The sequence below is a fragment of the Pseudonocardia kunmingensis genome (assembly GCF_006716445.1).
GTDB classification, from domain to species: domain Bacteria; phylum Actinomycetota; class Actinomycetes; order Mycobacteriales; family Pseudonocardiaceae; genus Pseudonocardia; species Pseudonocardia kunmingensis.
In genome coordinates this window covers 1767236-1780801 of the sequence record NZ_VFPA01000001.1, presented here as the reverse complement: position 1 = coordinate 1780801, position 13566 = coordinate 1767236, and the positions used below count along the sequence as shown (strand labels likewise).

General features: G+C 74.1%; 13 protein-coding genes. 9 read left to right on the top strand and 4 right to left on the bottom strand.

All coding sequences use genetic code 11. The features are described from left to right. The first annotated feature begins 7 nt into the window (after window positions 1-7). Window positions 8-982, top strand: coding sequence for a Fe2+-enterobactin ABC transporter substrate-binding protein (gene fepB, locus FB558_RS08425; RefSeq protein ID WP_142049954.1), 975 nt, complete (start codon window positions 8-10; stop codon window positions 980-982). Window positions 983-985: 3 nt separating this feature from the next. On the opposite strand, the gene FB558_RS43870 is transcribed toward fepB, so the two are convergent. Further along, window positions 986-1546, bottom strand: a complete 561-nt coding sequence (locus tag FB558_RS43870) for a TetR/AcrR family transcriptional regulator (protein WP_211366213.1) — start codon at window positions 1544-1546, stop codon at window positions 986-988. Between the two features lie 57 nt (window positions 1547-1603). On the opposite strand from FB558_RS43870, the gene FB558_RS08415 reads away from it, so the two are divergent. The 3 genes from FB558_RS08415 (at window position 1604) to FB558_RS08405 (ending at window position 5484) form a co-directional block, all read left to right on the top strand. Then, complete coding sequence (locus FB558_RS08415) at window positions 1604-2434, top strand: alpha/beta hydrolase family protein (RefSeq protein WP_142049951.1); 831 nt, start codon at window positions 1604-1606, stop codon at window positions 2432-2434. 36 nt (window positions 2435-2470) lie between these two features. After that, window positions 2471-5047 (top strand): alpha-glucan family phosphorylase, encoded by a 2577-nt coding sequence (glgP, locus tag FB558_RS08410; protein WP_142049948.1) that lies wholly within the window; start codon window positions 2471-2473, stop codon window positions 5045-5047. 224 nt (window positions 5048-5271) lie between these two features. Further along, window positions 5272-5484 carry an FmdB family zinc ribbon protein gene (locus FB558_RS08405; protein ID WP_142049945.1) on the top strand — a complete coding sequence of 71 codons (213 nt, stop codon included), beginning with the start codon at window positions 5272-5274 and terminating at the stop codon, window positions 5482-5484. A gap of 113 nt (window positions 5485-5597) precedes the next feature. On the opposite strand, the gene glgX is transcribed toward FB558_RS08405, so the two are convergent. Beyond that, a complete protein-coding gene (gene glgX, locus FB558_RS08400) occupies window positions 5598-7598 on the bottom strand; it encodes a glycogen debranching protein GlgX (protein WP_142049942.1) in 2001 nt (666 codons plus the stop codon). A gap of 89 nt (window positions 7599-7687) precedes the next feature. On the opposite strand from glgX, the gene FB558_RS08395 reads away from it, so the two are divergent. Beyond that, entirely contained in the window at window positions 7688-8452 is a 765-nt protein-coding gene (locus FB558_RS08395; RefSeq protein ID WP_142049939.1) for an ABC transporter ATP-binding protein, read from the top strand. A gap of 34 nt (window positions 8453-8486) precedes the next feature. On the opposite strand, the gene FB558_RS08390 is transcribed toward FB558_RS08395, so the two are convergent. Beyond that, on the bottom strand, window positions 8487-9140 hold the full coding sequence (locus FB558_RS08390) for a winged helix-turn-helix transcriptional regulator (RefSeq protein WP_246106320.1): 654 nt from the start codon (window positions 9138-9140) through the stop codon (window positions 8487-8489). A gap of 56 nt (window positions 9141-9196) precedes the next feature. Between FB558_RS08390 and FB558_RS08385 the strand changes: the two genes are divergently transcribed. After that, window positions 9197-9700: a pyridoxamine 5'-phosphate oxidase family protein gene (locus FB558_RS08385; protein WP_142049936.1), complete on the top strand. Its 504-nt coding sequence runs from the start codon at window positions 9197-9199 to the stop codon at window positions 9698-9700. Then, the gene (locus FB558_RS08380) at window positions 9697-10545 is read left to right on the top strand and encodes an alpha/beta fold hydrolase (protein ID WP_246106319.1); all 849 of its coding nucleotides are present in this window, start codon (window positions 9697-9699) and stop codon (window positions 10543-10545) included. The genes FB558_RS08385 and FB558_RS08380 overlap by 4 nt, the downstream gene beginning before the upstream one ends. Window positions 10546-10568: 23 nt before the next feature. Here the strand turns inward: FB558_RS08380 and FB558_RS08375 are convergent, their stop codons facing one another. Further along, window positions 10569-11864 carry an IS110 family transposase gene (locus FB558_RS08375; RefSeq protein WP_281288572.1) on the bottom strand — a complete coding sequence of 432 codons (1296 nt, stop codon included), beginning with the start codon at window positions 11862-11864 and terminating at the stop codon, window positions 10569-10571. Between the two features lie 196 nt (window positions 11865-12060). On the opposite strand from FB558_RS08375, the gene FB558_RS08370 reads away from it, so the two are divergent. Then, a complete protein-coding gene (locus FB558_RS08370) occupies window positions 12061-12762 on the top strand; it encodes an alpha/beta fold hydrolase (RefSeq protein WP_246106317.1) in 702 nt (233 codons plus the stop codon). A gap of 16 nt (window positions 12763-12778) precedes the next feature. Further along, the gene (locus tag FB558_RS08365; RefSeq protein ID WP_142049930.1) at window positions 12779-13558 is read left to right on the top strand and encodes an enoyl-CoA hydratase/isomerase family protein; all 780 of its coding nucleotides are present in this window, start codon (window positions 12779-12781) and stop codon (window positions 13556-13558) included. Window positions 13559-13566: the final 8 nt, after the last annotated feature.

The following is a 13566-nucleotide window of genomic DNA, read 5'->3' as shown; positions in this document are numbered from 1 at the left end:
CCTGGCAATGCACCAAGGATCTGCTGCGCGCCTGGTCGCGCTGGTCGTCGGCGCGCTCCTGCTGGCGGCCTGCGGGGGCGGGCAGCCCGCCGAGCCCGCGACCACGCCGGACACCGCGCCCGCCACCCGCACCGTCACCCACGCACTGGGCACCGCGGAGGTTCCGCAGGACGTCCAGCGGGTGGTCTCCGCGAGCGTCACGATGACCGGCCACCTGCTCGGGCTCGACGTCCCCGTGATCGCCACGGCCACCGCGCCGCCCGGCGGTGTCGCCGACGAGAACGGCTTCTTCCTGCAGTGGGCGCCGGCCGCGGTGGCGGGTGGGGTGGTGGCCCTCGGCGGGCCGCAGGCGCCCATCGAGGCGATCGCCGAGCAGCGGCCCGACGTGATCGTCGGCAGCGCCGTCGGCCTGGACGCCGTCGACGGCGAGGTGTACTCGCGCCTCTCGCAGATCGCCCCGACGGTCGTCTTCGACCACAGCACCGCCTCATGGGACGAGCTCGCCGCCGAGCTCGGTGCGGCCCTCGGTCACGAGCAGCAGGCCGCCGCGGCCGAGTCGGAGTTCGACGCCCGCGCGGCGGAGCTGCAGCTCGACACCACCCATCCCGCCGCGGCGCTGACCGTCACGAGCGAGGGTCTGAACGTGTTCACCGCCGAGTCCGCGCAGGGCAAGCTGCTCCAGTCGCTCGGGCTGCAGCTCGCCGACGTGGGAACGGGCGCAGGTGCAGGCGCGGGTGGCGGGGACCGCCGCGACGTGGTGCGGCTCGCCCACGAGAACGTCGGACAGCTCGGCGACGCCTCCCTCTACGTCGTCAACGCCGACCGGTCGGACATCGAGGAGTACCGCGACGCCCACCCGGTGCTGGCGGGCCTCCCGGCGTTCGCCGAGGGGCGCGTGGTGCCGCTCGGGCCGGAGTCGTTCCGGCTCGACCGCTTCGCCGCGATGTCGGTGCTGGACCGGGTCGCCGCGGCCCAGGACTGAGGCTCACCGGCCGGCGATCCCGGCGAGCAGCCAGTCCAGGCCGCGCTCGAAGCTGCCTCGCAGCTCGTCGCCGGTCAGGGGGCGCTCGCCGTCGCCGTCGCCGTCGAAGGCCGCGAAGCCGATCGCGTAGACGATCAGGACGCGCAGCGCCTCGCGGGCGGCGTCCCCGGTGACCCCGGCCGCGGCCAGGTGCTCCAGCGTCACCACGCCCAGGTGCTGCGCGTTCGGGCCGCGGGAGCCCTGGCGGGCGAGGAAGGCAGGCACCAGCTGCGGGTGGCGCAGCAGCACCTCGTGGGTGGAGCTCATGATGCGGTGCAGCGCCGCGAGCGGGTTGCCGCCGCCCCTTGGCGCGTCGACCTGGGCGAGCACGCGGTCCAGCACGCCGTCCACCAGCTCGGTCTTGTCCGCGACGTGGCTGTAGAGCGCGTTCGGTGCGACCCCGAGGCGCTGCGCGACCGCGCGCATGGTCACCGCCCCGCGTTCGGCGATCAGGTCGGTGGCGGCGTCGAGGACGAGGTCGCGCGTCAGCCCGGCGCGCTCGCCGGGTCCCCGGGTCGGAGGCACTTGCCAACTGTACATCGTCCAGTTAAATTGGACGACGTACAGTTTCGAGGAGGAGTCATGGCAGTGGGTACTGCGATCACCGGCACCGCGGCGGGCGTCCCGTTCCTGGTCGTGCCGCCGCGGGTGGAGCGGGCGGACGCGCCCGTCGTCGTCGCGTGGCACCTGATGGACCCGCCGCGCACCGAGGCCGCGTTCGCCGCGGCGCTGCCGCTCGCCGGGCTGGACGCCTGGCGCGTCTACCTCGGCCTGCCGCTGCACGGTGCGCGGTTCCCCGAGGGTGGAGTCGAGGAGCTGATGCGCCGCGGCTACGAGGACGCGGTGCTCAACCTGTACGGGCCGGTCAGCGCGCAGGCCGCGGACGAGTTCGGGCCGGCGTTCGCCGAGCTCCGGGAGCGGTTCGGCCTGCGCGGCGGGCCGGTCGGGCTGCTCGGCGGCTCGCTCGGTGCGGCCGTCGCGCAGCTGGTGCTCGCGTCGCGCGCGGTCGAGGTCGCCGCGGCGGTGCTCGTCAGCCCGGTCTCCCGGCTGGAGTCGGTGGTCGCGGCGGTCGGCCGGCTGTTCGGCGTCGAGTACCCGTGGTCGGAGCCCTCGCTCGAGGTGGCCCGGCGGCTGGACTTCGTGGCGCGGGCCGCCGAGGTCGCGGCGTGCCCGGCCACGCTGCTCGTCGTCGGCGCCGAGGACGACGAGGAGGGCTTCCGGCAGCCGGCGGCGCGCCTGCGCGACGCCCTCGTGCAGCGCTCGGTCACCACCGACCTCGTGGTCGTGCCGGGCATGGGCCACGCACTCGCCGAGGAGCCGGGGATCGAGCCGGCGCCGCAGCTCCCGGCGGCCGCGGAGGTGGACCGGCTGGCCGTCGACTGGTTCACCCGACACCTGGGGTGCGAGCGCTGAACCGATCCGGTATGCGGGTGTTCTAGGGTCTGCCGGGTGAAGGCACTCCGCAGGTTCACCGTCCGCGCCCAGCTGCCTGCCGCGCTCGCGCCGCTGCAGGAACTGGCCACCAACCTGCGGTGGACGTGGCACATCCCCACTCAGGACCTCTTCGCCACGCTCGACCCGGACGCCTGGGAGCGGTCGGGCCACGACCCGGTGCGGCTGCTCGGGGAGATCCCGTCGGCGCGGCTCGCGGACCTGGCGAAGGACGCGGACACGGTCGTCACCGTGCGGGAGCTGGCCGACGACCTGGCGAGCTACCTGCAGGAGCCGCGCTGGTACCAGGTGGAGCGCGAGCGGGACCCGTCGCTGCCCGCCGCAGTGGGCTACTTCTCGATGGAGTTCGGCGTCAGCGAGGTGCTGCCGAACTACTCCGGTGGCCTCGGCGTCCTCGCGGGCGACCACCTCAAGGCCGCCTCCGACCTCGGGGTGCCGCTGATCGGCGTCGGGCTGCTGTACCGGTCCGGCTACTTCCGCCAGTCCCTGTCCCTGGACGGCTGGCAGCTCGAGCACTACCCGGTGCTCGACCCGCAGGGGCTGCCGCTGCAGCTGCTCGCGGACGGCGACGGCGCGCCCGTGCTCGTCGAGGTGGCCATGCCGGGCGGGCGCGCCCTGCGGGCCCGCGTCTGGCAGGCCACGGCCGGGCGCGTGCCGCTGCTGCTGCTCGACTCCGACATCGAGGAGAACGAGCCCGACCTGCGCGGGGTCACCGACCGGCTCTACGGCGGCGACCAGGACCACCGCATCAAGCAGGAGATCCTCGTCGGCATCGGCGGGGTGCGGGCCGTGCGCGCGTTCTGCGCGGTCACCGGCCACCCGGAGCCCGAGGTCTTCCACACCAACGAGGGGCATGCCGGCTACCTCGGCCTCGAGCGCATCCGCGAGCTGCACGAGCACGACGGGCTCTCCTTCGACGAGGCCGTGGCCGCGGTCCGCGCCGGCACCGTCTTCACCACGCACACGCCGGTGCCCGCGGGCATCGACCGGTTCCCGCTGGACCTGGTGCGGCACTACTTCGCGGGGCCGAGCGGCAGCGAGGCGCCCAATGACGCAGGCCAGCTCCTCCCCGGCGTCCCGATGGACCGCGTCCACGCGTTGGGCGCCGAGGAGAACCCCAACATGTTCAACATGGCGCACATGGGGCTGCGGCTGGCCCAGCGCGCCAACGGCGTCTCCCGGCTGCACGGCGCGGTGTCGCGCGGCATGTTCGGCGGGCTGTGGGAGGGCTTCGACGCCGACGAGGTGCCGATCGGCTCGGTCACCAACGGCGTGCACGGCGCCACCTGGGAGGCCCGCGAGGTCACCGCGCTGCTCGGGGACGCCGGGCCGGTCGCGAACCACACACCGCGCGAGCCCGTCTCCGACGAGATGCTCTGGGAGCTGCGCGGGGCACTGCGCGCCCGGCTCGTGTCGGAGGTGCGCCGCCGGGTGCGCGCGGCGTGGCTGCAGCGCGGCGCGTCCACCCCCGAGCTGTCCTGGACCGACCACGTCTTCGACCCGGAGATCCTCACCGTCGGCTTCGCGCGGCGCGTGCCCACCTACAAGCGGCTCACGCTCATGCTGCGCGACAAGGACCGGCTCCGCGACCTGCTGCTGGACCCGCACCGCCCGGTGCAGCTGGTGGTCGCGGGCAAGAGCCACCCCGCCGACGACGGCGGCAAGGCGCTGATCCAGGAGATCGTCCGGTTCGCCGACGACGCGGGCGTGCGCCACCGCATCGTGTTCCTGCCCGACTACGACATGTCGATGGCCCGCTACCTGTACTGGGGCTGCGACGTGTGGCTGAACAACCCGCTGCGGCCGCTCGAGGCCTGCGGGACGTCCGGGATGAAGTCCGCGCTCAACGGCGGGTTGAACCTGTCGATCCGCGACGGCTGGTGGGACGAGTTCTACGACGGCGCCAACGGCTGGGCGATCCCCACCGCCGACGGCATCGCCGACCCGGTCCGCCGCGACGACCTCGAGGCCAACGCCCTCTACGAGCTGCTCGCCACCCAGGTGGCACCCGCGTTCTACGACCGGGTGGACGGCGTGCCGCCGCGCTGGGTGGAGCTGGTGCGCCACACGCTGACGACCCTGCGTCCGCAGGTGCAGGCCACGCGGATGGTGCGCGAGTACGTCGAGGACTGGTACGCCCCCGCGGCGCGGGCGGCCACCCGGATCGCGGGCGAGGACTACGGCCCCGCGCGCGAGCTGGCCGCGTACCGCGCGCGGCTGAACGCCTCCTGGCCGCAGGTGCGGGTCACCGGCGTCGACGCCTCCGGGCTGCCCGACACCCCCGAGGTCGGGGCCCCGATGACGGTGCGCGCCTCGGTGCAGCTCGCCGGGCTCGACCCGCGCGACGTCACGGTCGAGGCCGTGGTGGGGCGCGTCGGCGAGACCGACGACCTGGCCGACTCGATCACCATGGCGATGGAGCACGTGGGGGAGGCCGACGGGATGGGCGAGCGCTTCGAGACCGTCGTCAAGCTGCCGCACGCCGGCCTCACGGGCTACACGGTGCGCGTGCTGCCCGCCCACCCGCTCCTGGCGTCCTCGGCCGAGCTCGCGAAGATCGTCCTGGCCGGCTGAAGGCAGCGCCTCGCACACCGATAGCCGCGCTCGCACACCGACTGCAGTCGGTGTGCGAGCGCGGAAATCGGTGTGTCACCGGCGGGGCGCCCCGTCCACTCGGTCGCACACCGATCGCTGCGCTCGCACAGCGACTGCAGTCGGTGTCCGAGCGACGAATTCGGTGTGCGAGCCGCTTCGGGCCGTGGATCGGCGCAGGGCGAAGAGAGCCGTAGGCTCGGCGGATGCCCCGCTACGACTTCCGCTGCCGGGAGTGCGGCTCGACCTTCGAGGTCAGCCGCCCCATGACCGCCGCGTCCGATCCCGCGCTCTGCCCCGACGGGCACGACGACACCGTCAAGCTGCTGAGCACCGTCGCGGTGGGTGGCCGCAGCGCTGCGCCCGCCGGTGGCGGCGGTGGTGGCGGGTGCTGCGGAGGCGGCTGCTGCGGCGGCTGAGACCAACCCCGGCAGTCACTTCCCCACCCGGCGAGTCTCCCGTTCCGACAGGGCGAGTCTCCCGTTCCGACAGGGCGAGTCTCCCGTTCCGACAGGGCGAGTCGCGCGTTCGGTCAGGGGATCCGGAGTAGGAGCAGGGAGCGGGGCGGGAGGGTGATGGTCGTGCCGCCCGGGAGCGGGCGGCGGCTCACCGGTTCCCCGTCCACGCGCGTGCTGTCCAGCTCCGGGGTGTACGGCCCGTCGGGCGGCAGGGTGGCGGCCACCGCGTCGGATCCGGCGTGCAGCAGCATCAGCCACTCGCCGCGCTGCAGGCCGAGCGTGCGCAGGTGACCGTCGTGCCAGTCGGCGCCGTCGAGCCTGCGGCCCGCCGGGTGCCACCACAGCACGTCGCCGTCGCGGTAGAAGCGGTCGCGGTGCAGGGCGGGCGAGCTGCGTCGGATCGCGGCCACGCGGGCCGTGAACGCGGCGAGGGCGCCGTCGCGGTGCGTCCAGTCGACCCAGGACGTCTCGTCGTCGAGGCAGTAGGCGTTGTTGTTGCCGCCCTGGGTGCGCCACAGCTCGTCGCCGCCGAGCAGCATCGGCGTGCCGGTGGACAGCAGCAGCGTGCCCAGCACCGCGCGGGCGGTCGCGAGCCGGCGGGCGGCCCGCACGGGTGAGGCGGTCTCGCCCTCCTCGCCGAAGTTCTGGGAGCGGTTGTCGTCGGTGCCGTCGCGGTTGTCCTCGCCGTTGGCCTCGTTGTGCTTGTGCTCGTAGGAGAGCATGTCGCGCAGCGTGAAGCCGTCGTGCGCGGTGACGAAGTTGATCGACGCCCACGGCCGGCGGCCGGAGAGCCTGTACAGGTCGGAGCTGCCCGTGAGGCGGGACGCGACCTCGCCGATGCTGCCGTGGCCGCGCCAGAAGTCGCGCACGGCGTCGCGGTAGCGCCCGTTCCACTCCGACCACGCCACGCCGAACCCGCCGACCCGGTAGCCCTCGCCGGTGGCGTCCCACGGCTCGGCGATGAGCTTGACCCGCGACAGCACGGGGTCGACCGCGATCGCGGTGAGCAGCGGGGCGTGCGGGTCGAAGGCACCCGATCGGGGCCTGCCCAACACGCTGGCGAGGTCGATGCGGAACCCGTCGACGCCCATGACCGTGACCCAGTGCCGCATCGCGTCGCACACCAGCCGGATGACGGTGGGCGAGCCCGCGTCGAGGGTGTTGCCGGTGCCGGTGATGTCGGCGTCGTGGCCGTCGCCGCCCAGCGCGTAGTAGGCCGGCGCGTCCAGCCCCCGGTAGGAGAGCGTGGTGCCGCCGACGCCGCCCTCCGCGGTGTGGTTCGGGACGAAGTCGAGGATCACCTCGATGCCCGCGGCGTGCAGCGCCGCGACCATGGTCCGGAACTCCTCGATCTCGGCCCCCGGCACGCTCGCGTAGCCCGGGTGCGGGGCGAGGAAGCCCAGCGTGGCGTAGCCCCAGAAGTTCGTGCGACCGCGCTCCAACAGCGGGGGCTCGTCCGCGATCGCCGCCACCGGCAGGAGCTCGACGGCGGTGACGCCGAGGCGGCACAGGTGCGCGACGACGGCGGGGTGCGCGAGCCCGAGGTAGGTCCCGCGGTGCTCGGGCGGCACCTCCGGGTGGCGCATCGTGTAGCCGCGGACGTGCACCTCCGCGACGACCGTCTCCGACCACGGCACGTCCGGGCGGGGGCCCGGGCCTGCGGGGTCGGGGCCGGTGACCACGGAGAGCGGCACGTGCCCGAGCGAGTCGCGGGGGCACGGCGGTCCCGTCATCGGGTCGTCGGTCCAGCCGCGCGCGGCTTCCAGGTCGGTGACGCGGCCGAGCACGCGCCGGGCGTACGGGTCGACGAGGATCTTGGCCGGGTTGGCGCGCACGCCGTCGCGGGGCCGGTACGGACCGTGCACGCGGTAGCCGTAGCGCTGCCCCGGTGCCACCCCGTCGACGTAGCCGTGCCAGACGCCGAAGGTGCGCTCCGTGAGCGCCACCCGCCGTTCGGACAGATCGCCGTCCGGGCCGTCCACGAGGCACAGCTCGACCGCGTCCGCGCTGGTGGACGCCACGGCGAAGCGGGCCCCGTCGTCGTCGACGTGGGCACCCAGCGGGAAGACAGGCACGATCGGCGAGGATAGGGCCCGTGGCAGCGCCCGGATCACACTCTGAGTCCTTCCTCACCGCGGATGATCTTGCCGACACCGTCGTCCGGATGGACGACGTCGCCGTGCGGCGGGGTGCGACGACACTCCTGCACGACGTCGACTGGACCGTCGAGCTCGACGAGCGGTGGGTCGTCCTGGGGCCCAACGGGGCCGGGAAGACCACGCTGCTGCGCATGGCCGCCGCCGAGCTGCACCCCACGACCGGTGTGGTGCACGTCCTCGGCGAGCGGCTCGGCCGGGTCGACGTGTTCGAGCTCCGGACGCGCATCGGGCTCACCTCCGCCGCGCTGGGGCTGCGGGTGCCGAACGACGAGACGGTGCGCGACGTCGTCGTCAGCGCCGGCTACGGCGTGCTCGGCCGGTGGCGGGAGCGCTACGAGGCCGCCGACACCGACCGCGCCGACCACCTGCTCGCCGCGCTCGGCGTCTCGCCGTTGGCCGGGCGGGAGTACGGCACGCTGTCCGAGGGCGAGCGCAAGCGCACGCTGATCGCCCGCGCCCTGATGACCGACCCCGAGCTGCTGCTGCTCGACGAGCCCGCCGCCGGGCTGGACCTGGGCGGGCGCGAGGACCTCGTCGCCCGGCTCGCGGCGCTGGCCGCCGACCCGGAGGCACCGGCGTCCGTGCTGGTCACCCACCACGTCGAGGAGATCCCGGTGGGCTACAGCCACGCGCTGCTGCTGCGCGAGGGCGGCGTGGTGGCCGCGGGCCTGCTGGACGACGTGCTGACCGACGAGAACCTCAGCGCCACCTTCGGCATGCCGCTCTCGGTGCAGAAGCGCCGCGGCCGCTACACGGCCTGGTTGCGCTAGCCACGGGGCCGCGCAGGCTCCCAGCCGACGAATCTCAGGAGCCGACGGGGGCCGGGCGCGGGAAGCGGCGCAGGAAGCGGCTCGCCCGCTCCTCGTCGCCTGTCACCTCGACGTCACCGGCCGCCACCGCCTCGGACAGGGTGCGGCCGCCGAAGACCACCGTGCGCAGGCCCGCCGCGTCGGTGCCGACCTCCGCGTCCGGGCGCTCGACCGTGCCGCGCACGATCTCCAACCGCCCGCCGGACACCGTGGCGGCGAACGCGTCGTCGCCGAGCCGCAGCGTGATCCGGACGTCCTCGGCGTCCTCGGCGTCGAACGTGGTGAGCAGCGCGAGGGCGAGCGCGTCGGCGGACAGGTCCGCGCGCGACGTCGTCGGCACCCGGCTGCCCCAGCGGGCGAGCTCGATCACCACCGGGCGCAGGGCCGCGCCGCGCTCGGTGAGCTCGTAGACCTGCCCGCTGACCGGCGGCCCGAGCCTGCGGCGCTCGACGATCCCGGCCCCGCCCAGCTCCCGCAGCCGCTGCGACAGGACGTTCTGGCTCATCCCGGGCAGCCCGCGAACCAGGTCGGAGAAGCGCTTCGGGCCGAACAGCAGCTCCCGGACGACGAGCAGCGTCCAGCGCTCGCCCACCAGGTCCAGCGCGCGGGCCACGCCGCAGGGGTCGTCGTAGTGCCGGGCACCAGCCATCGATCCACGGTAGCAAACACTTGCATAATCTTAGTGACTACTTCTAAATTAGGAGTGTGACGACCGCAACGCTCCCGCAGGGGCATCCCGACCTGATCGCCACCGACACCGCGCGCCGGCTGCTCGCCTCCCGCGAGCTCGCCCGGCTCGCCTACACGGCCGCCGACGGCACGCCCCGCGTCTTCCCGATGCTCTTCCACTGGACGGGCGACGAGATCGTCTTCGCGACGTTCGCCGGCGCCCGCAAGATCGAGGCGCTGCGGGCGCGCCCGGACGTCGCGGTCACCATCGACACCGCCTCGATGCCGCCCGAGGTGCTGCTGCTGCGCGGCCGGGCCGAGGTCACCGACGTCGACGGGATCGTGCCCGAGTACGCGCAGGCCCAGCTGCGCTACCAGGGCGACGAGGCCGGCCGCGCCGCCGTCGCCGAAGCGGACCGGCCCGGTGTGCGGATGGCCCGGATCGCGGTGCGGCCCACCTGGGTCGGTGTGCTGGACTTCACCTCGCGGTTCCCCGGCGGGGGTACGGCCGACGACTTCGCGCAGCGGGGGCGGGTGTGATCGAGCACGGCAGGGTCGTCTCGAGCGACGGCACGCGCATCGCGTACGAGCGGGCGGGCAGCGGACCGCCGCTCGTCCTGGTGGGCGGCGGGTTGGACGACGGTGCGGAGAACGCTCCGCTCGTCCCGCTGCTCGCGCGGCGCTTCACCGTCTGCAACTACGCCCGGCGCGGCCGGGGCGGCAGCGGTGACACCCCGCCCTACGACGTGCGGCGGGAGATCGAGGACCTGGATGCGCTCATCGCCGAGCTGGGCGGGCGGGCGCACGTGTACGGGGTGTCGTCCGGGGGCGCGCTCGCACTGGAGGCGGCCGCTGCCGGCAGCGCGATCGACGGGCTCGCGGTGTACGAGGTGCCCTACCCGGTGAGCGAGGAGGCGACGCGGCGCTGGCGCGACTACGTCGACGCGCTCACGGCCCTGCTCGCCGCGGGGCGACGGGCCGCGGCGGTCGAGCTGTTCATGGGGGTGGCAGGCGCATCCGAGGAGGAGATCGCGGGAGCACCCTCCTCGCCGCTCTGGCCACGCGTGGAGGCGCTCGCCCCGACGCTCGCGTACGACGCGGCCTGCCTCGGCTCGGGCGTCCCGCGCGTGCGCCTCGCCGGGATCGCCCGGCCGACGCTCGTCGTCACCGGAGGGGTGGCGGACCCGCACATGGGCGGGTTGCAGCCCGGCTACTTCGACGACGCGGCGGACGCGGTCGCCGCCTGCGTGCCGGGCGCGCGGCGTCAGGTGCTCGCCGGGCAGTCGCACGTGCCCGCTCCGGGAGCGGTGGCCGACCTGCTGGCGGGATTCTTCACCGGTTCTCCGGGCGCGGTGCGGGCGCGCGGGAGGAAGGAGGCGATGTGAGACACCCTCTGTCAACCTCCGGGTCAGGCTGCTCGTCCGAGGGCGCGGTTGCGGTTGGCGACGTGGACGTTTTCGTCGTAGAGCATGCCCTTGGTCAGGCAGTGCCAGAGGATCTCCAGCCAGCGGTTCCCGAGGGCGCGCAGGGCGGCGTGGTGTCCCTTCTTCGCGGCGATCTTGGCGTCGTAGAACTCGCGGGCCCAGCCGCTTCGGGTGAGGCTGCAGAACGCCCATTGGTGCACGGCGGCGCCGAGGTATCGGTTGTGCGCGAGGCGTCGGGCGACGACGAAGTCACTCTTGCCGGAGCGTCGGGTGACCGGAGCTTGGCCGGCGTAGCACTGCAACCCGTTCGGGGAGTCGAACTGGTCGATGTGCTCGCCGATCTCACCGGCGACCCGAGCTGCGAGGCGGTCTCCCAGGCCGGGGAAGCTCAGGTAGATGTCCCCGCCTGGGAATGCCTTCCCCGGGTCGGGGTCCTCCACGATGTGATCGCGGCCGGTGCGGCGTCCGCCGAGCAGGAGCTCGCCCATGCGGGCTTCCCAGCCGCGGCGGGCCTCGTGCAGCGCGAGCAGCTGGACCGCGGCCAGGCGGATCGCGGCGGCCTTGGCCCGCACGAGGTAGTCCCGGGTGGGCAACGACGGCGCGGCGAGCGCGTCGATGACACGGTCGGCGAACCGGGCGGGCCAGCCGTGGCGGCCCGCGCGGGCGAACGCCTCGAGTTCGTCGCGGGAGGCTTGGGCGAGTTCGGCCTGGGTCGACCAGCGCTGCAGCAGCCGCAGCACCGTCGGGGCGCCGAGGTCGGTGCCCGCGAGGGTCAGGGCGGCGGGGTAGGTGGTCTGCAGGTCGGCGCGCAGCCGGTTGAGCAGGCGGCGTTGGTCGCGGGCGGCGCGTTCGTCGTCGCGACCGATCGCGCGCAGCTCACCGCTGATCTCCCCGTGCGGCACCAGCGTCTTCAGGGTTTGGTGGCGGTCGAGGGCGAGCAGGCAGCAGATCCGGGCGTCCTCGGCGTCGTCCTTCTTCCGGGCCGGGCCGCGGCGGCGCGCGACCAGGTCGGGGTTGACCGGCAGCACGGTGAACCCGGCATCCAGCAGTGCCTCGACCAGCAGGCCGTGGCGGGTCTCGATGACCACGCGGACCTCGGCCGGGTCCGGTTCCAGGCGCAGGGCGCGCTCGATCAGGGCGGCGACACCGTCCGGGCCGTGCTGAACGCGAAACTGTTCGATCACTCCTTTCTCGACTGTCCCGAGGGCGACGTCATGGAACTCTTCAGCCCAGTCGATGCCGATTCCCAGCACCCGCGTGTCTCCTTCCGCCGAGAGCATTGTGCTCGGCGGACCAGGAAGGCGCTGCGTCGTGCTGATGAACCAGTCCTCGTGGGACCACACCCTCCTGGGCGTCAGGCCTTCGCCGGGGCCCGGCAGGGGCGCCGTCTCACATCAGTCCTCAAGGGACAAGCGCCGAAAGCGCTCCCTGCCGGGATCCACCGTGCGAAGGGAAGGTAGACCCATCAGCACCTTCGTGCTGGTCCCCGGCGGGGGCGGGCAGGCGTGGTACTGGCACCGGGTGGTGCCGCTGCTGCGGGCGCGGGGCCACCAGGCGATCGCGGTGGACCTGCCGGCCGCGGACGACCGGGCAGGGCTCGCGGAGTACACCGACGTCGTGGTGGCCGCGATCGGCGAGCACCGCGACGGCCTGGTGCTCGTCGGGCAGTCGATGGGCGGGTTCACCGTGCCGCTCGTCGCCGAGCGCGTTCCGGTCGAGCGGCTGGTGCTGCTCAACGCGATGACCCCGAAGGCGGGCGAGTCGCCCGGCGAGTGGTGGGAAGCCACGGGTCACGAGGCGGCGCGGGCCGCGAAGGCGCGCCAGGACGGCCGTGATCCGGACGGGTTCGACCCGCTGATGGACTTCCTCCACGACCTCCCCCCGGACGTGCTCGCCGAGGCGACGGCGGGGGATGCGCCGGAGCAGTCGGGCACGCCGTTCGGACAGGTGTGGCCGCTCGCGGGGTGGCCGGACGTGCCGACGCGGTTCCTGCAGGGCCGCGACGACCGGTTCTTCCCGCTGGAGTTCCAGCGCCGGGTGGTGGCGGAGCGGCTGCCCGGCGTCGAGGTCGAGGAGCTGCCGGGCGGGCACTGCCTCGCGTTGAGCCGACCGGTCGAGCTGGCGGAGGCCCTGGGGGATGGAAGCCGGCGGAGCTTGCGGAGCCGGCGGGGTGGGTGAGGCTAGTGTCCGCGTCGTGACCGAATTCGTGACGCTCGAGGTCGACGCCGGGATCGGCACGATCCGGCTGGACCGGCCCCCGATGAACGCGTTCAACCGACAGGTGCAGGAGGAGCTCAAGGCCTGCGCCGAGGAGGCCGCCCGGCGCGCGGACGTGCGCGCCGTCATCGTCTTCGGCGGTGACAAGGTGTTCGCGGCGGGCGCCGACATCAAGGAGATGACCGGCATGTCCTACGCGGACATGGCCACCACCGCCCGCAGGCTGTCGGCCTGCTTCGGCGCACTGTCCGAGGTGCCGAAGCCGACGGTCGCGGCGATCACCGGTTACGCCCTCGGCGGCGGCATGGAGGTCGCGCTGGGCTGCGACCGCCGCGTCTGCGGCGACAACGCGAAGCTCGGCCAGCCCGAGATCCTGCTCGGGATCATCCCCGGCGGGGGCGGCACGCAGCGGATGGCGCGGCTGATCGGCCCGTCCCGCGCGAAGGACCTGATCTACACCGGCCGGATGGTGAAGGCGCAGGAGGCGCTCGAGATCGGTCTGGTGGACGAGGTCGTGCCGGCGGACGAGGTCTACGCCGCCGCGCGCCGGTGGGCCGAGCAGTTCGCGAACGGGCCCGCGGTCGCCCTCGCGGCGGCCAAGAAGGCCATCGACGGCGGCCTCGACACCGACCTGCGCACCGGCCTGGACATCGAGGCGGAGCTGTTCGCGGCGCTGTTCGCGACGGAGGACCGCCGGGCCGGCATGGAGTCGTTCGTGGCGAACGGCCCGGGCAAGGCGGAGTTCACCGGCCGCTGAACCCGACC